This window comes from Micromonospora sp. NPDC051141, from assembly GCF_044455765.1.
GTDB lineage: Bacteria > Actinomycetota > Actinomycetes > Mycobacteriales > Micromonosporaceae > Micromonospora.
On sequence record NZ_JBITFD010000011.1, the window covers coordinates 77,939 to 98,679 of the forward strand.

The window sequence follows — 20,741 nt, forward strand, 5'->3', positions numbered from 1 at the left end:
TATGTGTAAATCGGACTTAAGCGGACGGTATCGGCGAAGACACGCCGAAACGCCCTGGCGTTACCCGCCGTCCCGGCCTATGGCGTGGCGTTCTCCCGAGCCCTAGAGTCGCGAACACGCTTCACGTATTGGGAGGGCGAATTGACGACCGTGCCGATGCCCGACTTCCCCGCCGGCTTCCGCTGGGGGGTGTCCACCTCCGCGTACCAGATCGAGGGCGCGACCACGGTCGACGGCCGGGGACCGTCCATCTGGGACACGTTCGCCCACGAGCCGGGCCGGATCGTCGACGGCAGCACCGGCGACGAGGCGTGCGACCACTACCACCGGCACGCCGAGGACACCGCGCTGCTGGCCGGGCTGGGCGTGTCCGCGTACCGGTTCTCGGTCGCCTGGCCCCGCGTCCAGCCCACCGGCGCCGGCCCGGCGCACGCGGCCGGGCTGGACTTCTACGACCGGTTGGTGGACGGCCTGCTCGCGGCCGGCGTCGACCCGGTCGCCACGCTCTTCCACTGGGACCTGCCGCAGGCGCTGGAGGACGCCGGCGGCTGGCTGAACCGGGACACCGCCGCCCGCTTCGCCGAGTACGCCGACCTGACCGCGGCCCGCCTCGGCGACCGGGTGAAACTCTGGATCACGCTCAACGAGCCGTTCATCCACATGAGCCTCGGGCACGGCATCGGCACCCACGCGCCCGGCCGGATGCTGCTCTTCGACGCCTTCCCGGTGGCCCACCACCAGCTCCTCGGGCACGGCCTGGCGGTGGCCGCGCTGCGCGCCCGCACCACGAGCCCGGTGGCGATCGCCAACAACTACTCGCCGGTGCGGCAGGTCGGGGACACCGACGCCGACCGGGCCGCCGCGCGGGCGTACGACGCGCTGCACAACCTGCTCTTCACCGACCCGCTGCTCGGCCGCGGCTACCCCGACGCGCCCGGCCTCGACCCGGCCGTGATCCATGACGGCGACCTGGACGTGCTGGCCGCCCCGATCGACGTGCTGGGCGTGAACTACTACAACCCGACCGGCATCCGGGCCCCCGAGGAGGGCTCGCCGCTGCCGTTCGAGATGGTGCCGCTGGACGGGTACCCGCGCACCGCGTTCGACTGGCCGGTGGCCCCGGACGGGCTGCGCGAGCTGCTGCTCCAGCTTTACGACCGGTACGGCGACGCGTTGCCGCCGATCCAGGTCACCGAGAGCGGCTGCGCGTACGACGACGTGCCGGACGCGCAGGGCCGGGTGGACGACCCGGACCGGATCGCGTACCTGGACGGGCACGTGCGCGCGGTGCACGAGGCGATCACCGCGGTGGTGCCGGTGACCGGGTACTTCGTCTGGTCGCTGCTGGACAACTGGGAGTGGGCCGAGGGGTTCACCAAGCGGTTCGGCCTGGTGCACGTCGACTACCCCACGCAGCGGCGTACCCCGAAGTCGTCGTACGCCTGGTTCCGGGACCTGGCCCGGCGATGACCACGGTGAACCCGACGCCGGCCTCGCTGCCGGCGGCGCTCGCCGAGCCGACCGTGCCGGTCCGGCGGAGCTGGATCGCGCTGATCTTCGCCGCCAACCTGGGCGTCTGGATGGCGTTCTTCACGCCGATCCAGGTGCTGCTGCCGCAGCAGGTGGAACGTATCGCACCGGGCGACAAGGAGGCCATGCTGGCGGTGGTCACCGGCCTCGGCGCGCTCGCCGCGGTGCTGGCCAACCCGCTGGCCGGGGCGTTGTCCGACCGGACCTCGCTGCGGCTGGCGAACCGGCACTTCGGCCGCCGGCACGTCTGGACCGCGACCGGCGCGGTGGTCGGCGCGTTCGCGCTGGTGCTGCTGGCCCGACAGGACAGCATCGCCGGCGTGGCGGTGGCCTGGGTGGCCGCGCAGGTCTGTTTCAACGCCATGCTGGCCAGCCTCACCGCCGCGATCCCGGACCGGGTGCCGGTGGCGCAGCGCGGCGGCGTCTCCGGCTGGGTGGGCATCCCGCAGGCGCTGGGCCTGGTGCTCGGCGCGGTGCTGGTCACCGCCGTGGTCACCGGCAACGCCGCCGGGTACGCCGCGATCGCGCTCGCCGTGCTGCTGCTGTCGCTGCCGTTCGCGCTGCTCACCCAGGACGACCCGCTGCCCCGGGCGCACCGGCCGCCGCTGCGGGCACGCGCCCTGCTCGCCTCGATGTGGATCAGCCCGCGTCGCCACCCCGACTTCGCCTGGGCCTGGTTCACCCGGTTCCTGGTGCAGTTGGGCAACGCGCTCGGCACGCTCTATCTGCTCTATTTCCTCACCGACGGGGTGCGGGTGACCGACCCCGAGGGCTCGCTGCTGGTGCTGATCCTGCTCTACACGGTGGGCATGATGCTCACCGCCGTGGTGGCCGGGCGGCTCTCCGACCGTTCCGGCCGGCGCAAGGTCTTCGTGATCGTGTCCGGGCTGATCATGGCGGTGGCGGCGACGCTGCTCGCGGTGGCGCCGGTCTGGTCGATGGCGATCGTCGCCGCGCTGCTGCTCGGCGCCGGTTACGGCGTCTACCTGGCGGTGGACGCCGCGTTGATCACCCAGGTGCTGCCGGCCGCCACCGACCGGGCGAAGGACCTCGGGGTGATCAACATCGCCAACTCCGCGCCGCAGGTGCTGGGGCCGGCGCTCTCCGCCCCGATCGTGGTGCACCTGGGCGGCTACCCGGCGCTCTACGCGGTGACCGCGGCCGTCACGCTGCTCGGCAGCGCGCTCGTCGTGAAGATCAGGGCGGTGCCCTGACCGGGCCCCCTGCCGGAAAGCGGTCGCGGCCCGCCGTAGGCTGGGGGACGTGACGGTACGTGTACGCTTCGCCCCCTCCCCGACCGGAATGTTCCACGTCGGCGGCGCCCGCTCGGCGTTGCAGAACTGGATCTTCGCCAAGCAGCAGGGCGGGGTGTTCGTGCTCCGCGTCGAGGACACCGACGCGGCCCGCAACCGGCCCGAGTGGACCGAGGGCATCCTCTCCGCGCTCGACTGGATCGGCATCACCCGCGGCAGCTACGAGGGCCCCTACTTCCAGTCCTCGTACGCGGGCGAGCACCGCGCCGCCGCGCAGCGGCTGTACGAGGCCGGCCGGGCGTACTACTGCGACTGCACCCGCGACGACGTGCAGGCGCGTACCGGCTCACAGCACCGGGGCTACGACGGCTTCTGCCGCGACCGGGGCCTGTCCGCCGGCGAGGGGCGGGCGCTGCGCTTCCGCACCCCGGACGAGGGCGAGACCGTGGTGGTCGACCTGATCCGGGGCGAGCCGACGTTCGAGAACAAGCTGATCGAGGACTTCGTCATCGCCCGGGGCGACGGCTCGCCGGTCTTCCTGCTGGCCAACGTGGTCGACGACATGACCATGGGGATCACCCACGTGATCCGGGCCGAGGAGCACCTGCCGAACACCCCGAAGCAGCAGCTGCTCTGGGACGCGCTCGGCGTCAAGCCGCCGGTCTGGGCGCACGTGCCGGTGGTGGTCAACGAGAAGCGGCAGAAGCTGTCCAAGCGGCGGGACAAGGTCGCCCTGGAGGCGTACCGGGACGAGGGCTACCTCGCCGACGCGATGCGGAACTACCTGATGCTGCTCGGCTGGGCGCCGTCGGGTGACCGGGAGATCGTGCCCTGGTCGGTGATCGAGGACGAGTTCCGGCTCGACGAGGTCAACCCCTCCCCCGCCTTCTTCGACGAGAAGAAGCTGCGCGCCTTCAACGGGGAGTACATTCGCGCCCTGCCGGTGGCGGAGTTCGTCGCCGCGTGCCAGCCGTGGCTCACCGGCACCGACACGATCGCCCCGCCGCCGTGGCAGCCGGCCGAGTTCGACCCGGCCGCGTTCGCGGCGGTGGCCCCGCTGGCGCAGACCCGGATCGCGGTGCTCAGCGAGATCGTGCCGAACGTCGACTTCCTCTTCCTGGCCGACCCGCTGATCGACGAGGCGGCCTGGGCGAAGGCGATGAAGGAGGGCGCCGCCGAGCTGTTGGACGCCGCGATCGCCGCGTTCGACACGCTGGAGACCTGGGACGCCGAGTCGCTGAAGGCCACGCTGGAGGCGGTCGGCGCGGAGCGCGGGCTGAAGCTGGGCAAGGCGCAGGCGCCGGTCCGGGTGGCGGTCACCGGCCGCACCGTCGGGCTGCCGCTGTTCGAGTCGCTCGAGGTGCTCGGCCGCGACCGAACGCTGACCCGGCTGCGCGCCGCCCGGGTACGCCTGGTCTGAACCCGCGGGTGACGCCCCCGGCGTGTCGTCCGGGCGTGTCGCGCGCCGGAAGCGATTTCCTCTCGGGCGTTATGCCTCCTGGTCATATTTATGACCAGGAGGCATAACGAGATGCGGTAGAGGTCTCTCCCGGCGGGTCACGCACGGTGACCGGGCGAGCGGATCCCCGCTGCGGATCCGGCCTGCCGCCGGGTGACCGGCCCGCTCAGCCGCCGGGTGACCGGGCCGCTCAGCCGCCGAGTGCCCGGCCCGGTCAGCCGTCGAGTGCCCGGCCCGGTCAGCCGCGGGCGGCGCGGCGACGCAGCAGCAGGCCGCCGCCCAACGCGGCCAGCACCACGACCGCGCCGGCCGCCCAGAGCCAACCCGTACCCCCGTCGTCGTCCGCGGCGGCGGCCGCGGGCGTCGGGCTCGCCGGCGACGGCGCGGCGCTGGTGGGCGGCGCGGCGCTCGTGGGCGGCGTCGCGGTGGTCGGCGCGGTGCTGGTGGGCGTCGACGGCGTCTCGGCCGGGGTGCCGGTGGTCAGCGTGAACCGGATCTCGCCCTTGATCGGATGTCCGTCGTCGGACGCGAGCTGGTAGGCCACGATGTAGAGCCCGGCCGCGGCGGGCCTGAACGGCACGCTCACCCGCTTCCCGGAGAAGGTCGGCGGTCCACCCGCGGCGACCACGTTGTCCGGCCCGGTGACGGTGACAGTCGTGCCGGCCTCCTTCGGCGTGGCCAGGAACCGCAGCTCGATGCGCTTCGGCGCGGCGGCCACCCGGGCCCCGTTGGCCGGGTCGCTGCCGGTCAACGAGTTGTGTGCGGCGGCCGGCACGGCCGGCAACAGCAGCGACACCCCCGCCGCCAACCCGAGCACCGCCAGCCAGGTACGTGTCGTACGGGCAACCCTGCCCCCCATGAGCCCCTCCGTCCGGGTAAGATCCGGCCGCTGATCTTCGACCGTTCATTGGTCGGTCTCAGCTCGCAGATAGTTCCAAATACTCTTCCACCTACTGCAACCACGCGACGTTCTGCGGAGTCTTTTGGGTGGGCGGGTCCAGTGTGACCGGCAGCGGAAGCCAGCCATCGAACGGGGCGAGGAGGCGGCGATGGTCCGGAAGGTGAGGCGGCTGCTGACCGTCGTGGCCGGGGCGGCGGTGCTGGCGTGCTCGCTGGCCCTCACCGGCACGACGGCGGCCCAGGCCGCGCCGAAGCCGAAGCTCGCCCCGGCCGGGGTGGACATCACCGGCGACCAGCTCGACCAGCCGTTGCAGCTGCGGGCCGACACCAAACCGGCCGAGGTCACCATGATCGTCGACCAGGTCAAGTGGCTGGGGACGACCGGTCAGCTCCGCGGCCCGGCGGCCAAGGACCTCGGTCCGAAGTACACGGTGGTGGTGCTCGCCGCCGGCAGCCCGCAGCACACGTACGACCTCTTCCCGCTGGCCAAGGGCGGCCCCCGGGTCTACCGGCCGGCCAAGCAGCCCGACCTGAGCCACCCCCGGGCCGGCTGGTTCTTCGGGCGCCTCAACATGTCCGAGACGCTGCGCGCCGTCGGGGTGCCGCTGGCGCCCCGGTTCGACACGCTCTCCGGCGGCATCGGCGGCGGCGAGCGCGTCCTGCCGGAGGAGGCGCTCGACCCGGCGGATGGCCTCGACACCGCGCTCGGCGAGTTGCAGCGGCTGCTGCTGCTCAACATCGGCGTGGTGCTGGTCATCACCGTCGGGCTGGCCGGCATCGCGCTCCTGGTGCGCCGCCGCACCCGCTGAGCCCCGCTGCCGGCCGGGCATGCGCTCCCGGCCCTCGCTTCGCTCGGTGCGGTCGCCCATGCTCAGATAGTCAGCACGACCTTTCCCCGGACATGCCCCGCCTCCACCAACCGCTGCGCCTCGGCGGCCTCGGCGAGCGGGAACGTCCGGGCCACGTGCACGGTGAGCCGGCCGGCGTCGACCAGCCCGGCGAGCACCCCCAGGTCGGCCGACGACGGCTTGACGAAGACGTACGTGCCGCCGAGGCGGGTCACGTGCTCCGGGTCGGCGGTGGAGACCAGCCGCCCCGGCCGGCCGATCAGCTCGGCGGAGGCGTCCAGCGCGTCGCCCCCGAACAGGTCCAGCACGACATCGACGCCGTCCGGCGCGACCGCGCGGACCCGGTCCGGCAGGCCGTCGCCGTAGCTGACCGGCTCCGCGCCCAGCGACCGGACGAAGTCGTGGTTCGCCTCACTCGCCGTGCCGATCACCCGGTCGGCGCCGAGCGCGCGGGCCACCTGCACCGCGAGGTGTCCCACCCCGCCGGCCGCACCGTGCACCAGCACGGTGTCACCGGCGCCGGTGCGGGCCAGTTGCAACGCCTGGTAGGCGGTGAGCCCGGCCAGCGGCAGGCCGGCCGCCTGCGGCCAGGACGCCCGCACCGGCTTGTCGGCCAGGCACCGCTCCGGGGCCGGGACCAGTTCCGCGTACGTGCCGTGCTGCACGTCGTCGCGACGGACGTAGCCGATCACCTCGTCACCGACGGCGAACCCGGACACCGCCGGACCGACCGCCTCCACCACGCCGGCGGCGTCCCACCCCGGCACCAGCGGGAAGTGGGTCGGGAACGCGCCGGCCAGGTGCCCCGCCCGGACCTTCCAGTCGACCGGGTTGACCCCGGCGGCCCGCACCCGCACCAGGACCGTGTCCGGACCGACCGGCGGGGTGGGCAGCTCACGAACGGTGAGCAGGTCGGCCGGCCCGTACTCGTCGATCGCCATCGCCTTCACCCCACCCACGCTAACCGCCGGACGGGCCCTACGTGGTCAGCACCAGCGGCGCGGCGGCCGTTCCCGGCGGCTCGTACGGTTGCCGGGGCGCACCGCGCCGTGCCGGTGGCCACCCGCCCAGCCGGCCTGGTCGCTGCGGCAGCCCTGGGTCGGCGCCGGGTCGACCGTGGGGCCGGCCGGCTCGACGACCCGCTGACGCGGCGCCGCCGGCTCGTCGTCGGCGCGCTCCGGCGACCGCCCGGCGGCCGGCTCACCCGGATGGGTCAGACCCGCCCGGCGCGGCTGGTCGTGGCCCGGCCGGCAGTGCTCGTGCTGGGCGCAGCCGTGTTCGGCCTCCCCGTGCGCCATCCCGGTCCCCCTCACCCTTCGCCCTCGCCCGTCGGACGGAACGCCCCGACGCGCTCTGACACCGTACTGGCCCGGCCCGACGAGATCGTCAGCGCGTACCGGTGCGGGTCGCCCGTCGGCGGCGTCGCTGTGGACTCGGAGTGGATCCGCTGGTCAGGCCATGTCAGGCTGGTGCGGTGAGTGAACCGGGCGGTACCGAGACGTCGGCCACGCTGCGCCGCATCGAGCGGGCCGCGGGGAGCCTGGCCACCGCCAGCGTGGCCCGGATGGACGAGAGTCTGCTGTGGTTCCGCGAGCTGCCGGCCGACCAGCGTTCCTGGGTGATGCTGGTGGCCCAGGCCGGCGTGCGGTCACTGGTGCAGTGGCTGCGCCAGGGCGGCGGCGCGACCGACCGCACCCAGGAGGTGTCGGACGAGGTCTTCGCCGCCGCACCGGTGGCGCTCGCCCGCTCGATCAGCCTCCAGCAGACCGTGGCGCTGATCAAGGTGACCATCGAGGTCGTCGAGGAGCAGGTCTCCGAGCTGGCCGTGCCGGGCGAGGAACAGTCGCTGCGGGAGGCGGTGCTGCGGTTCTCCCGGGAGATCGCGTTCGCCGCCGCCCGGGTGTACGCCCGGGCCGCCGAGACCCGGGGCTCCTGGGACGCCCGGTTGCAGGCGTTGCTGGTGGACGCGCTGCTGCGCGGCGACTCGCCGGACGTGCTGGCCAGTCGCGCCGCCGCGCTGGGCTGGTCGGACGCGCCGCCGGTGGCGGTGGCGGTGGGCCGCTCCCCCGGCGGCGAGGTGTCGGCCGTCCTGCACACCGTCTACCGGCAGGCCCGCCGGATCGGCGTCGAGGTGATCGGCGGCGTGCACGGCGACCGCCTGGTGATCGTGCTGGGCGGGGCGGCCGATCCGCTGGCGGCCACCGGGAAGCTGCGTACCGCGTTCGGCGACGGGCCGGTGGTGGTCGGTCCGGCGGTGCCCAGCCTGGACGAGGCGACCGAGTCCGCGCGGGCGGCGCTCGCCGGGTTCCGGGCCGCGCCGGCCTGGCCGACCGCGCCGTGCCCGGTCGCCGCCGGCGAACTGCTGCCCGAGCGGGCGCTGGCCGGCGACGCCGAGGCGCGCCGCCGGCTGCGCCACGACGTGTACGCGGCGCTGGCCCGCGCCGGCGGCGGCGAACTGCTGGAGACGCTCGACGCGTTCTTCGCCGCCGGCGGCACGCTGGAGAGCGCGGCGCGGGCGCTGTTCGTGCACCCGAACACGGTGCGTTACCGGCTGAAGCGGATCGCCGAGGTGACCGGCTTCTCGCCGCTCGCCCCGCGGGACGCCTTCGCGCTCCAGGTCGCGTTGACAGTCGGTCGGCTCGACCCGGTGGTCCCGGCCGTCACGCCGGTCCCGAACCAGACAGCGAGCCCAGCCGGTCGGAAAGTGGCCCAGAGCGGCGACGACCGGCGCCGATCTTTGTAGGTTTCCTCTAAAGCTTCTAGTGCGGTTTGGTGCCGTGCGTTACAGCGCGACCCGCGAGTATCCGTCAGAGTCGTACACGTGCTCGCCGTACTCTCCCCCGGACAGGGTTCACAGAAGCCCGGTTTCCTGAACCCATGGCTCGACCTCGCCGGCGCCGAGGCGCGCCTGCGCTGGTGGTCGGCGCTGGCCGGGGTCGACCTGATCCACCTCGGCACCGAGGCGGACGCGGACGAGATCAAGGACACCGCCCGCACCCAGCCGCTGCTGGTCGCCGCCGCGCTGCTCGCCGCCGAGCACCTGCCGATGCACGACGTCCGGGTGGTCGCCGGGCACAGCGTCGGCGAGCTGGGCGCCGCCGCGCTGGCCGGCGTGCTGCCCGCCGAGGCGGCCGTGACGCTCGCCGGCGTCCGCGGCCGGGAGATGGCCGCCGCCTGCGCGCTGGAGCCGACCGGCATGGCCGCCGTGCTCGGCGGCGACCCGGACGAGGTGCTCGCCGCGCTGGAGACGCACGGCCTGCACCCGGCCAACCGCAACGGCGCCGGCCAGATCGTCGCCGCCGGTGCGATCGCCGGGCTGGAGAAGCTCGCCGTCGAACCGCCGACCCGGGCGCGGGTCATCCGGCTCAAGGTGGCCGGCGCGTTCCACACCCCGTACATGGCCCCGGCCGAGACCGCGCTGGCCGCCGTGGCCGGCGGCGTCACCGTGGCCGACCCGGCCCGCGTCCTGCTGTCCAACCTCGACGGCGCCCCGGTCGGGTACGGCCGGGAGGCGGTGCAGCGGCTGGTCCGGCAGGTGACCGCCCCGGTCCGCTGGGACCTGTGCATGCGCTCCCTGGTCGACCTCGGCGTCACCGGCGTGGTCGAACTGCCGCCGGCCGGCACGCTGGCCGGCCTGGTCAAGCGGGAGCTGAAGGGGGACGGGGCACCGGAGATCGTCACCCTGAACACGCCCGACGACCTGCCCGCCGCCCGGAGCCTGATCGCCCGGCACGGCGGTGGCGGCGTCGCCCGCCCGCCGGCGTCCGGTTTCCGGGTGGTGGTCTCCCCCGCCGCCGGCGTCTTCACGCCGGTGACCGAGCTGACCGAGGGCGCCGGTGTGCACGCCGGCCAGGTCGTCGGCCACGTCGCCGCCCGGCAGGGGCGGGTCGAGGTGACCGCGCACGACAGCGGGCTGCTCACCGAGTGGCTCGCGCACCACGACGACCCGGTCGCCCCGGGCCAGCCCCTCGTCCGCATCGGAGGATCGCACTAAATGGCCGGCAGCCGGATCGCCGCGATGGGGCACTACCAGCCCTCCCGCGTGGTCACCAACGACGAGCTCGCACAGTTCGTCGACACCAACGACGAGTGGATCCGGGACCGGGTCGGCATCGCCACCCGGCGGATCGCCGGTGAGGAGACCGTGGCCGACATGGCCACCGCCGCCGCCGGCAAGGCGCTGGCCAGCTCCGGCCTCACCGCCGCCGACATCGACCTCGTCGTGGTGGCGACCTGCACGTCGGTGGACCGCAGCCCGAACGTGGCCTGCCGGGTCGCCGCGAAGCTGGGCGTCAACGCGCCGGCGGCGTACGACCTCAACACGGCCTGCTCCGGTTTCGCGTACGCGCTCGGCACGGTGGACCACGCGATCCGGGCCGGCGCGGCGCGCAACGCGCTGGTGATCGGCGCGGAGAAGCTCTCCGACGTGACCGACTGGACCGACCGGTCGACCTGCATCATCTTCGGCGACGGGGCCGGCGCGGCGGTGGTCACCGCGACCGCCGACGACGAGCCGACCGGGATCGGGCCGGTGGTGTGGGGCTCCGCGCCGGAGAAGAGCGACGCGGTGCGGATCGAGGGCTGGCGTCCGTACATCGCGCAGGAGGGGCAGTCGGTGTTCCGCTGGGCCACCACCGCGCTGGCCCCGCTGGCGCTCCAGGCCTGCGAGCGGGCCGGGGTGGCCCCGTCGGAGCTGGCCGCGTTCGTGCCGCACCAGGCCAACGCGCGGATCATCGACGGCATCGCCAAGCGGCTGAACATCCCGGACGCGATCATCGCCAAGGACATCGTCGAGTCCGGCAACACGTCGGCGGCGAGCATTCCGCTGGCCCTGTCGAAGCTGGTCGAGCGACGCGAGGTGCCCGCGGGCGCCCCGGTGCTGCTGTTCGGCTTCGGCGGCGGCCTGACCTACGCCGGTCAGGTCGTGCGCTGCCCCTGATGACCCCCTCGGGCGCGAACGCGCTCCAGGTGCGGTGACCGGCGTCGCCGGCCGCCGAGAAAACCCCGATGAGAGGAACCAACCGCAATGACCCGTGACGAGATCACCGCCGGCCTCGCCGAGATCCTCGAAGAGGTTGCCGGGGTGAGCCCGGACGACGTGGCCGAGGGGAAGTCCTTCACCGACGACCTCGACGTCGACTCGCTCTCCATGGTGGAGGTCGTGGTGGCGGCCGAGGAGAAGTTCGGCGTCAAGATCCCGGACAACGAGGTGCAGAACCTGAAGACCGTCGGGGACGCGGTCAGCTACATCGAGGCGCAGTCCTGATCATGAGTCGCCCCGACGTCGTCGTCACCGGGCTCGGCGCGACGACCCCGCTCGGCGGGGACGTCGCGTCGACCTGGGACGCCATGCTGACCGGCCGCTCCGGGGTGAGTGCGCTCACCCAGGAGTGGGCCGGGCAACTGCCCGTCCGGATCGCCGCCCAACTGGCCGTGGACCCGGCCGAGGTGCTGGACCGCGTGAAGCTGCGCCGGCTGGACCGCTCCCAGGCGATCGCCCTCATCGCCGCGCGGGAGGCCTGGGCGGACGCCGGGCTGGCCGACGCCGGGCCGGACCCGGAACGGCTGGCCGTCAGCGTCGGCTCGGGCATCGGCGGCGCCACCACCCTGCTCGCCCAGGACGACATCCTGGAGGCGTCCGGACCGCGACGGGTCTCCCCGCACACGGTGCCGATGCTGATGCCGAACGGCCCGGCCGCCTGGGTCGGGCTGGAACTGGGCGCCAAGGCCGGGGTGCACTCGGTGGCCAGCGCCTGCGCGACCGGCGCGGAGGCGATCTCGCTGGGGCTGGACATCATCCGTGCCGGCCGCGCCGACGTGGTGGTGGTCGGCGGCACCGAGGCGGTCATCCACCCGCTGCCGATCGCCGGCTTCGCCTCGATGCGGGCCATGTCGACCCGCAACGACGAGCCGGAGAAGGCGTCCCGACCGTGGGACAAGTCCCGGGACGGCTTCGTGCTCGGCGAGGGCGCGGGCGTGCTGGTGCTGGAGCGCGCCGACCACGCCGCCGCCCGCGGCGCCCGCGTCTACGCGCGCCTGGCCGGCGCCGGGGTCACCTCCGACGCGTACGACATGGTGCAGCCGCACCCGGAGGGCGAGGGCGCGATCCGGGCCATCACCCGGGCGCTCGCCGACGCGGACATGGCCGGACGGGACATCGTGCACGTCAACGCGCACGCCACCTCCACGCCGGTCGGCGACATGCTGGAGATCGGCGCGCTGCGCGAGGCGATCGGCGACCACCCGCTGCTCACCGCCACCAAGTCGATGACCGGGCACCTGCTCGGCGCGGCCGGCGCGTTGGAGTCGATCGCCACCATCCTGGCCATCCGGGACGGGGTCGTGCCGCCCACGGTCAACCTGGACGACCCGGACGACGGTCTCAGCCTGGAGGTGGCCGCGCACAAGGCCCGGCACCTGGAGATCCCGGCCGCGCTGAACAACGCGTTCGGCTTCGGCGGGCACAACGTGGCGCTGGTCTTCACCCGCCCCTGAACCAGGTCTGCAAGGAAGGGCCCCTTCTCAACACGTGAGTGTGAGAGGGGGCCCCTTCTCTACCGCAGGAGTCAACCGGGGGTCCCTCCTTACACCTTGCAGGTGGTGGCGGGCAGGCCGGGGACCGGGACCGGGGCGCGGCCGGTGGGGCGGGCCTTGCCGGCGAGCACCGCGGCCAACGCGGTCATCGAGGCCCGGGTAGACGAGTAGGTCGCCAGCACCGTCGGCGACTTCGCTCCGGCCAGCACGTACGGCGTGTCCATCGCCACCGTCACCGCCGCGTCGGCGCTCAGGTCCTTCGTGCCGTCGCCGTACCCGACGAGGTGCACGACGGTGCCGCCGGAGGACACCACCTTGACCCCGGCGGCGGTGAGCGCCTCGGTCAGCAGGGCCCGGGTGCGGTCCCGGCCGCCGGAGGAGGTGACCCGGACCGGCCCGGTCACCGCACCGCCGCACGTGCCGCGCAGCACGGTCACCGCGGCGGCGGCCAGGTCGGCGGCGGCCTTGCGGTGCTCGGGGGCGTCCAGCGTCGACAGCGCCGGCTGCGGGTGCCCGGCCAGCCGGAACTTCATGGTGAGCACCCGGGTGACCGCCTCGACCAGGCGGGTGCGGGGCAGCGAGCCGTCCGTCAGCGCGGCGCGCAGCCCGTCGTACGCCTGGCCCACGTTCGGGGTCATCAGGATGAGGTCGTTGCCGGCGTTGAGCGCGCGGACCGCCGCCTCGCCGGGCGACCACTTCTTCGCCGGCGCCATGTTCATCCCGTCGGTGATCACCACCCCCCGGAAGCCGAGCTGGCCGCGGAGCACGTCGGTGAGCAGCTTGCGGGAGAACGTGGCCGGGGTGCCCGGGTCGACCGCCGTGACGTTCAGGTGGGCGGACATCACCGCCATGGCGCCGGCGTCGATCCCGGCGCGGAACGGCGGGAACGCGGTGCGGTCCAGCACGGCCCGGGACTGCCCGACCACCGGCAGTTCGGTGTGCGAGTCGGCGGCGCTCAGGCCGTGCCCGGGGAAGTGCTTGACCGCCGCGCCGACGCCCTCGGCCTGGAGGCCGCGGACCGCGCCGGCCACCTGGGGCGACGCGGTGGCCGGGGTGGCGCCGAAGGACCGGGAGCCGATCACCGTGCTGCGGGTGGCCAGCACGTCGGCGACCGGCGCGAAGTCCAGGTTGATCCCCATCGCGGCCAGCTCGGCCCCGGCGGCCCGCCAGGCGGCCTCGGTCAGCGCCGGGTTGCCGGCCGCGCCGGCGGCGAGCGGGCTGGGCAGTTGGGTCACCCCGTCGGTGATCCGGGTGACCACGCCGTACTCCTGGTCGGTGCCGACCAGGAACGGCGCGGCGCCGGCGGGCAGCTTGCCGGCGGCGGCGCGCAGCCCGTCGGTCAGCGTGCGGACCTGCTTCGGGTTGTCGACGTTGGTGGTCTCCTGGTTGCCCGAGGTCGGGTCGTCGGCGCTGAAGCCGACCAGGATCACGCCGCCGAGGCGGTACTTCGCCACCATCTCGGCGGGGGTGTCGACACCGGCCAGCGCCCGGTTGCCGGCGGCCGAGCCGGCGGAGACCTGGGTGGCCGAGCTGCCGTACGCGTACGGCATCAGCACCTGGCCGACCAGGTCCTCGTCGGAGAGCGTGGCGACGAGCGCGGCGGCCCGGGCGGCCGGGTCGACGGCGGCCGGGTCGGTGGACCCCGACGCGCTCGCGCCCGCCGACGGCGTCGCTGTCGACGGCGTCGGCCGGGGCCGGTCCGGCCCGTCCGAGCAGCCGGTGAGGACCAGCGCGGTCAGTGCGGCGAGCGCGACGGCGGAACGTCGCGGGGGAATCGACACGGGCCCCACCGTATCGGGGCAACTCGACCGACGTCACCCCACCCGGGTGAGCAGCGTCACCGGCGCGCCGTCGCCGGCGTACCGGTAGGGCTCCAGCTCGGCGTCCCAGGCGGTGCCGAGCGCCTTGTCGAGGGCGTGCGCGAGGGCCTCCGGGGCGCGGGCGGCGGCCATCAGGGTACGCAGCCGGTCCTCGCCGAGCTGGATGTCGCCGGCCGCGCCGACGGTGGCCCGGAACAGGCCCCGGCCGGGGACGTACATGAAGCGCTCGCCGTCGGCGCCGGGACTGGGCTCTTCGGTCACCTCGAAACGGATCATGGGCCACTGCCGGAGGGCAGCGGCCAGCTCGGCGCCCGTCCCCGGGCTGCCGGTCCAGCCGCACTCGGCGCGCCGCGCGCCGGGGTCGACGGGCTGCCCCGTCCAGTGCAGGTTGACCGGCGCGGCGAGGACGCGCGCGATCGCCCACTCGACGTGCGAGCACACGGCGAGCGGGGTCGAGTGGACGTATACGACGCCACGCGTTGGCACGGTGACCTCCCGGTGAGCCGAGGTGCGTCTTCCCCTACGACCTCGTCACCCGAGTGGCCCCTGGCACACATGATGACCGCTGTGACAGGTGGTGCGCCAGCGAATCGGAAAATTCGCCGCGGTCGGCCGGCCGGAAATACCCGGGTGGGCGACCCGGTTGTGTCCCGGTGACGGCGCGACCACCAGCCAGGCGTCGCGTTCGTGTACAGTTCTCTGGGCGGTTCTGTGCCGCCGCACGTCTTCGCGGGCCGGCGCTCAAACCCGGGCGTCACTCGCACAGCCCCCGGACGGTTCCCGTCCCCACCGTACGTCTGCAAGGAGTACCTCCGTGGCGAGCAACACCTCTAAGACCGCGCGCGCGTCAGTCCGGGCCGGCCAGGCTGGCCAGGGTGGCGCCCTCAGCGTGCTGGGCGAGTTCAAGTACCTGATCCCGCTCAACGGCGGCAAGCACGCGTACGTGCGCAACCTGACCAACGGCAAGACCGCGCACCTGCGCACCGACTCCGACGCCTTCGTCGAGGAGATCCGGACGCTGGCCGCCGCCGGCCACGCCGCCAAGATCCGCGCCGAGATCAACGGCCTGGCCGCGTCCTACCCGGACCACGGCTGGGACGCGACCGAGAAGCGTCTCGTCGAGGCCGGTGTCTTCGAGGGCTGAGCCGCCCTCACCCGCACCACCGCGACCGCCCGTCGGGGATCACCCCGGCGGGCGGTTCCGTGTCTCCTCCGCCGGCAGCAGCGTGACCTCACCGGTGGCCAGGTCGTAGAGCGCGCCCACCACGGCCAGCTCACCGGTGGCGACCCGGCCGGCGAGCAGGTCGTCGGCGCGCAGCGCGGCCACCGTGCGCCGCACGTGCCGGCGGATCGCCAGCGGGTGGACGGCCGGGTCCGCCACGCCGACCTCCCGCACCGCCGGGGTGATCCGGTCCACCACGTACCCCAGCGCGCCGCCGGGCCGCCGCCCGGTGCGCACCGCGTCGACGGTCGAGCCCACCGCGCCGCAGCGCTCGTGGCCGAGCACCATCACCAGGCGTACGCCGAGCTGGCCCACCACGTACTCGATCGAGCCGCAGACCGCGCGGTCGAGCACGTGCGCGCCGGTGCGGATCACGCAGATCGAGCCGAACGTCTGGTCGAAGATCGCCTCCAGCGGCACCCGGGAGTCGATGCAGCCCAGCACCACCGCGTAGGGCTGCTGGTCGCCGGAGGCCACCGCCGCGGCGGCGGTCACGTCGTGGCCGTGCAGCGGTTGGCCGCTGACGAAGCGGCGGTTGCCGGTGAGCAGCTCGGCCAGGGCGGCCCGGGGGCTCCGGGCGGCGGGCGGGGACGGCATGCCTCCAGCCTGCGCACCGATCGGACCGCACGGGAGCGGACGGCGAATCTTCTCACCGGCCCGGTTGCCGTGGTGTCATGGCGGGTAACGCCGGTGTCACCACCGGGTAACGCCCCGGTGGCCGGACACCGGGCGGCCCGGGGGAGGTGGACCATGTCGGAGCACCAGGAGCTGCGGCTTTCCGACGACGTACGCCTGCACGTCACGGTGACGGGGCCGGCCGACGCCGACGTCACAGTGGTCATGCTGCACGGCTGGACGCTGGACGGGCGGAGCTGGCACCGGCAGCTCGCCGACCTGCGGGACCGCTTCGGCGAGCGGGTCCGGGTGGTCGCCTACGACGCGCGTGGTCACGGTCGGTCGAGCTGCCTGACGCTGCGCGACGCGACGCTGGCCCAGCTCGGCGACGACCTGGCCGCGGTGGTCGACGAGTTCGCCGCGTCCGGCCCGGTGGTGCTGGTCGGGCACTCGATGGGCGGCATGACGGTGATGGAGTACGCGCACCGCCACCCCGACCGGTTCGCCGAGCGCGCCGCCGGCCTGGTCTTCGTCTCGACCACCGCCGAGGGGCACACGCACACCGTCTACGGGCTCTCGCCCCGGATCGCCCGGCTGATCCGGCTGGCCGAGACCACCGGCGCCGGGGTGCTGGCCCGCTGCGGCGGCTGGCGTCCGCCGTACGCGTTGCTGCGCGCGCTGCGGCCGAGCATCCGCTGGATGTTGTTCGGCGACCGCTGCGACCCGGCGGACATCCGGCTGGTCACCTCCGCGGTGGCGCGCGCCACGCTGCGCTCGATCGGTGGGTTCCGCGCCTCGATCGGCGCCCAGCACCGGCTGGAGACGTTGGCCGCGTTGGGCGGGTTGCCGGCCGCCGCGCTGGTCGGCGACCGGGACCGGCTCACGCCGCCGCCCTGCGCCGAGTCGATCGCGGCGGCACTGCCCACCGCGGAGCTGACCGTCTGCCCCGGCGCGGGTCACATGCTGATGATGGAACGGCCCGACGTGGTGAACGCCGCCGTGGCCGGGGTGCTGCGCCGGGTGCTGGCCGGCATCGCGGTGCCGGGCCCGGCCGCGGCCTGACGGACGGTCCCGGCGCCGGTCCGGGCCGGCGCGGAGGCAGGCCCCGACGTGCGGCTTGCCGGCGGCCCGTACCCTCATTCAGCCCGTCGTGCCGTCCGACCACAGGAGCACCCCGTTGACCGACCAGACCACGCTGGACCGGGAGATCGCCGCCGAGCAGCGGCATCTCGACCGGGTGTACGCCCGGCTGGCCGAACTGCGCCGGTCCGCGGCCGACGCCGAGCGGGAGGGCTACCGGCTGGCCCGGGTCGGCACGTTCGGCGCGCTGGTCGAGCGGGACGCGATGGTCTTCCACGCCGCGCAGCGCCGGCACGTGCTGGACGCCGAGCACGAGGGGCTGGTCTTCGGGCGGCTGGACCTGCGCACCGGGCAGGTGCTGCACGTGGGCCGGCTCGGGGTGCGCGCCGACGACGCGGAGACGCTGGTGGTGGACTGGCGGGCGCCCGCCGCCGCCGCGTTCTACCAGGCCACGCCCGCCGAGCCGCGCGGCGTGGTGCGCCGGCGCACGATCCAGTCGGCCGCCGAGCGGGTCACCCGGATCGAGGACGACCTGCTGGACCCGGAGGCCGCGCCGGCGGACATGGCGGTGGTCGGGGACGGCGCGCTGCTGGCCACGTTGTCCCGGGCCACCGGTCGCGGGATGCGGGACATCGTCGCCACCATCCAGCGGGAGCAGGACGAGGCGATCCGGTCCCCCGGCAGCGGCGTCACGATCGTCTCCGGCGGCCCGGGCACCGGCAAGACGGCGGTGGCGCTGCACCGGGCCGCGTACCTGCTCTACTCCGACCGGGCCCGGTACGCCGGCGGCGGCATCCTGGTGATCGGCCCGTCCGGCGTGTTCGTCGAGTACATCGCCTCGGTGCTGCCCTCGCTCGGCGAGGAGACCGCCACGCTGCACTCGCTCGGGTCGCTGTTCCCGGGCCTGTCGGCGACCCGGACCGACCCGCCGGAGGTGGCGGCCGTGAAGGGTTCGCTGCGGATGCGGAGGGTGCTGGAACGCGCCGCGCGGGACGCGGTGCCGGACTCGCCGGCCGAGCTGCGCCTGCTCTACCGCGGTGAGCTGCTGCGGCTGGACCGGCCGGCGCTGGACACGGTGCGGGACCGCACGCTGACCCGGGGCGCGCGTCGCAACGAGGTGCGTCGGGCCGCGTTCGACGCCGTGCTCGCCGCGCTCTACGCGCAGGCCCGGACGCTGCGGGTGGGCCGGCTGCCGGAGCAGCCCGCGTTCGAGGACGAGATCATCGAGCGGCCGGAGTTCCGCGAGTTCCTCAAGGCCTGGTGGCCCCGGCTGCACCCGCGTCACGTGCTGGGCTGGCTGGCCCGGCCCGAGCGGCTGCGCCGGTACGCCGGCGGGGTCCTTTCCGCGGCCGAGATCCGGCTGCTCACCGACGCGTACCGGACGCTGGACACCGACGGGTTGACCGTCGCCGACGTCGCGCTGCTGGACGAGCTGGACGCGCTGCTCGGCACGCCGGTGCGGCGGGCGAAGCCGAAGCGGGACCCGTACCAGTTGGCCGGCGGCGTGCGCGAGCTGAGCACGTACGCCGATCGGCAGCGCGCGGCCCGGGCCGCCGCCCGGGAGCGCCCGGTGGACTACCGCGACTTCGCCCACGTGGTGGTGGACGAGTCGCAGGACGTCTCGCCGATGCAGTGGCGGATGGTCGGTCGGCGCGGCCGGCTGGCCTCGTGGACCGTGGTCGGCGATCCGGCGCAGACCGCCTGGACCGGCGATCCGCAGGAGCTGGACCGGGCGCGTGACCAGGCGCTGGGGCGGCGGCCCCGGCGTCGCTTCGAGCTGACCACCAACTACCGCAACTCGGCGGAGATCTTCGCGGTGGCGGCGGCGGAGATCCGCCGGCGGTATCCGGACCTGGCGCTGCCCGTCGCGGTGCGCTCCACCGGTGTGCCACCGGTGGAGCGGACGGTGGCCGCGGCCGAGCTGCCGGCGGCCACGGTCGAGGCGGTCCAGGTGCTGCTGGCCGAGGTGGAGGGCACGGTCGGCGTGATCACGCCGGTGCCGCGCCGGGACGAGGTGGCCGGCTGGCTGGGCGACCTCGACGCGGGCCGGCTCCAGGTGGTCACCAGCCTCCAGGCCAAGGGCATGGAGTACGACGGGGTGGTGCTGGTCGCGCCGAGCGAGATCCGGGCCGACCCGGGTTCGGGTGTCCGCACGCTCTACGTCGCGCTGTCCCGGGCCACCCAGCGCCTGACCACGCTCGATCCGGTGGGCTGACGCCCCAGTCACTTGCACACATAGCGATGTGAGCATAGATTGGGTCCGTCCGGGACCCGGGGCGGGAGGGTGTGTGCGTGGGCGCAGGTCATGACCACAGCGCCGCGGTGGCCAACGCGGCGCACCGGCACTCCGGTCGGCTCTGGGCGGCGTTCGCGCTGCTCGCCGTGTTGATGGTGGTCGAGGCGGTGGCCGCCGTCACGACCGGTTCGCTCGCGCTGCTCTCCGACGCCGGCCACATGTTCACCGACGTGCTCGGCATCGGCATGGCGCTCGCGGCGATCACCGCCACCCGGCGCGCCCGGACCGACCCGCAACGCACGTTCGGGCTCTACCGGCTGGAGGTGCTCGCCGCGCTGGCCAACGCGGTGCTGCTCGGCGCCGTCGCGGTCTACGTCCTGATCGAGGCGGTACGCCGGTTCGGCGAGCCGCCGGAGGTGCTCGCCGGGCCGATGCTGGTGGTGGCCGTGCTCGGCCTGCTCGCCAACATCGCCGCGTTCGCGCTGCTGCGCTCCGGCGCCCAGGAGAGCATCAACCTGCGTGGCGCGTACCTGGAGGTGCTGGGCGACCTGCTCGGCTCGCTCGGCGTGATCGGCGCCGCGCTGGTCATCGCGGTCACCGACTGGTGGTGGGCCGATCCGCTGGTCGCGGTGGCGATCGGCCTGTTCATCCTGCCGCGCACCTGGCGGCTCGGCCGGGCCGCGGTGCGGATCCTGGTGCAGGCCGCGCCGGAACACCTCCAGGTGACCGCCGTGCACGACCGGCTGACCGCCGTGCCCGGCGTGGCCGAGGTGCACGACCTGCACGTCTGGACGCTCACCTCCGGCATGGACGTGGCCTCGGCGCACCTGACCACCGATCCGGGCGCGGAGGTCGCCACCGTGCTGGCCGCCGCCCGGGCCGCGCTGCACGAGGACTTCTCGATCGATCACGCCACGTTGCAGATCGAACCCGGAGCGTCCGCCGGCGCCTGCGGCCCGACCGGCTGGTAGTTAGGACAGACTTAAATTCGAGTGGCTATTGTTGGCTTATGCCGGTTTTGCCCGGTATTCGGTTCCGGGTGGCGGAGCCGACCCCGGGCAACGCCGGTAGGCTCGGTCGCGGCCGACCCGCAGGCGTCATCCGGCGCCGACGGAGCGGCCGTCGCCTAATCGCCCGCGGGGCGAGCCGGGGAACCACGTACGTGGGGTGCATCCGCGTCAGCGGTAGGGATCTTCCGTCCCGAACCCGTCAGCTAACCCGGTCGGCGGTTGACGGAAGGACAC

At 74.4% G+C, this 20,741-nt stretch carries 19 protein-coding genes and 1 riboswitch; of the genes, 13 read left to right on the plus strand and 6 right to left on the minus strand.

Annotation, left to right across the window (positions count from 1 at the left end; translation table 11 throughout):
- Positions 1–156: 156 nt before the first annotated feature.
- From ACIA6B_RS21125 to gltX, 3 genes are read left to right on the plus strand one after another with little or no spacing between them, the layout of a single operon-like run.
- The gene (locus ACIA6B_RS21125) at positions 157–1,470 is read left to right on the plus strand and encodes a GH1 family beta-glucosidase (RefSeq protein ID WP_396775897.1); all 1,314 of its coding nucleotides are present in this window, start codon (positions 157–159) and stop codon (positions 1,468–1,470) included.
- Positions 1,467–2,744 carry an MFS transporter gene (locus tag ACIA6B_RS21130; RefSeq protein ID WP_396775590.1) on the plus strand — a complete coding sequence of 426 codons (1,278 nt, stop codon included), beginning with the start codon at positions 1,467–1,469 and terminating at the stop codon, positions 2,742–2,744. The genes ACIA6B_RS21125 and ACIA6B_RS21130 overlap by 4 nt, the downstream gene beginning before the upstream one ends.
- A 49-nt stretch (positions 2,745–2,793) precedes the next feature.
- Positions 2,794–4,203, plus strand: coding sequence for a glutamate--tRNA ligase (gene gltX, locus ACIA6B_RS21135; RefSeq protein ID WP_396775591.1), 1,410 nt, complete (start codon positions 2,794–2,796; stop codon positions 4,201–4,203).
- Positions 4,204–4,480: 277 nt separating this feature from the next.
- On the opposite strand, the gene ACIA6B_RS21140 is transcribed toward gltX, so the two are convergent.
- On the minus strand, positions 4,481–5,101 hold the full coding sequence (locus tag ACIA6B_RS21140; RefSeq protein ID WP_396775592.1) for a copper resistance protein CopC: 621 nt from the start codon (positions 5,099–5,101) through the stop codon (positions 4,481–4,483).
- A gap of 190 nt (positions 5,102–5,291) precedes the next feature.
- On the opposite strand from ACIA6B_RS21140, the gene ACIA6B_RS21145 reads away from it, so the two are divergent.
- Positions 5,292–5,951: a hypothetical protein gene (locus ACIA6B_RS21145; RefSeq protein WP_396775594.1), complete on the plus strand. Its 660-nt coding sequence runs from the start codon at positions 5,292–5,294 to the stop codon at positions 5,949–5,951.
- A 62-nt stretch (positions 5,952–6,013) separates the two neighbouring features.
- On the opposite strand, the gene ACIA6B_RS21150 is transcribed toward ACIA6B_RS21145, so the two are convergent.
- Together ACIA6B_RS21150 and ACIA6B_RS21155 are read right to left on the minus strand one after the other, a co-directional pair.
- Positions 6,014–6,931 carry an NADP-dependent oxidoreductase gene (locus ACIA6B_RS21150; RefSeq protein WP_396775595.1) on the minus strand — a complete coding sequence of 306 codons (918 nt, stop codon included), beginning with the start codon at positions 6,929–6,931 and terminating at the stop codon, positions 6,014–6,016.
- Between the two features lie 45 nt (positions 6,932–6,976).
- Complete coding sequence (locus tag ACIA6B_RS21155; RefSeq protein ID WP_396775597.1) at positions 6,977–7,288, minus strand: hypothetical protein; 312 nt, start codon at positions 7,286–7,288, stop codon at positions 6,977–6,979.
- 140 nt (positions 7,289–7,428) lie between these two features.
- Here ACIA6B_RS21155 and ACIA6B_RS21160 point away from each other — a divergent pair, with 140 nt between their 5' ends.
- The 5 genes from ACIA6B_RS21160 to fabF all read left to right on the plus strand — a co-directional run bounded on the left by ACIA6B_RS21160 (position 7,429) and on the right by fabF (position 12,485).
- Entirely contained in the window at positions 7,429–8,733 is a 1,305-nt protein-coding gene (locus ACIA6B_RS21160) for a helix-turn-helix domain-containing protein (RefSeq protein WP_308447825.1), read from the plus strand.
- Between the two features lie 78 nt (positions 8,734–8,811).
- Complete coding sequence (locus tag ACIA6B_RS21165) at positions 8,812–9,984, plus strand: acyltransferase domain-containing protein (RefSeq protein ID WP_396775598.1); 1,173 nt, start codon at positions 8,812–8,814, stop codon at positions 9,982–9,984.
- Complete coding sequence (locus tag ACIA6B_RS21170) at positions 9,985–10,929, plus strand: beta-ketoacyl-ACP synthase III (RefSeq protein WP_396775600.1); 945 nt, start codon at positions 9,985–9,987, stop codon at positions 10,927–10,929. It begins immediately after the preceding gene.
- A gap of 87 nt (positions 10,930–11,016) precedes the next feature.
- Positions 11,017–11,256, plus strand: a complete 240-nt coding sequence (locus tag ACIA6B_RS21175; RefSeq protein WP_013735281.1) for an acyl carrier protein — start codon at positions 11,017–11,019, stop codon at positions 11,254–11,256.
- A 2-nt stretch (positions 11,257–11,258) separates the two neighbouring features.
- On the plus strand, positions 11,259–12,485 hold the full coding sequence (fabF, locus tag ACIA6B_RS21180) for a beta-ketoacyl-ACP synthase II (protein ID WP_396775603.1): 1,227 nt from the start codon (positions 11,259–11,261) through the stop codon (positions 12,483–12,485).
- A gap of 89 nt (positions 12,486–12,574) precedes the next feature.
- Here fabF and ACIA6B_RS21185 read toward each other — a convergent pair whose 3' ends face one another.
- Complete coding sequence (locus ACIA6B_RS21185) at positions 12,575–14,305, minus strand: glycoside hydrolase family 3 protein (protein WP_396775604.1); 1,731 nt, start codon at positions 14,303–14,305, stop codon at positions 12,575–12,577.
- Between the two features lie 33 nt (positions 14,306–14,338).
- Complete coding sequence (locus ACIA6B_RS21190; protein WP_107155828.1) at positions 14,339–14,830, minus strand: DUF3145 domain-containing protein; 492 nt, start codon at positions 14,828–14,830, stop codon at positions 14,339–14,341.
- Between the two features lie 328 nt (positions 14,831–15,158).
- On the opposite strand from ACIA6B_RS21190, the gene ACIA6B_RS21195 reads away from it, so the two are divergent.
- Entirely contained in the window at positions 15,159–15,488 is a 330-nt protein-coding gene (locus tag ACIA6B_RS21195; protein ID WP_281936990.1) for a hypothetical protein, read from the plus strand.
- Positions 15,489–15,527: 39 nt separating this feature from the next.
- On the opposite strand, the gene ACIA6B_RS21200 is transcribed toward ACIA6B_RS21195, so the two are convergent.
- A complete protein-coding gene (locus ACIA6B_RS21200) occupies positions 15,528–16,163 on the minus strand; it encodes a carbonic anhydrase (RefSeq protein ID WP_396775607.1) in 636 nt (211 codons plus the stop codon).
- 153 nt (positions 16,164–16,316) lie between these two features.
- On the opposite strand from ACIA6B_RS21200, the gene ACIA6B_RS21205 reads away from it, so the two are divergent.
- The 3 genes from ACIA6B_RS21205 (at position 16,317) to ACIA6B_RS21215 (ending at position 20,468) form a co-directional block, all read left to right on the plus strand.
- Positions 16,317–17,243: an alpha/beta fold hydrolase gene (locus ACIA6B_RS21205; protein ID WP_396775609.1), complete on the plus strand. Its 927-nt coding sequence runs from the start codon at positions 16,317–16,319 to the stop codon at positions 17,241–17,243.
- Positions 17,244–17,358: 115 nt separating this feature from the next.
- On the plus strand, positions 17,359–19,476 hold the full coding sequence (locus ACIA6B_RS21210; RefSeq protein ID WP_396775611.1) for a HelD family protein: 2,118 nt from the start codon (positions 17,359–17,361) through the stop codon (positions 19,474–19,476).
- A gap of 77 nt (positions 19,477–19,553) precedes the next feature.
- Positions 19,554–20,468, plus strand: a complete 915-nt coding sequence (locus tag ACIA6B_RS21215; RefSeq protein ID WP_281936996.1) for a cation diffusion facilitator family transporter — start codon at positions 19,554–19,556, stop codon at positions 20,466–20,468.
- Between the two features lie 142 nt (positions 20,469–20,610).
- A riboswitch (cyclic di-AMP (ydaO/yuaA leader) is annotated at positions 20,611–20,741 on the plus strand.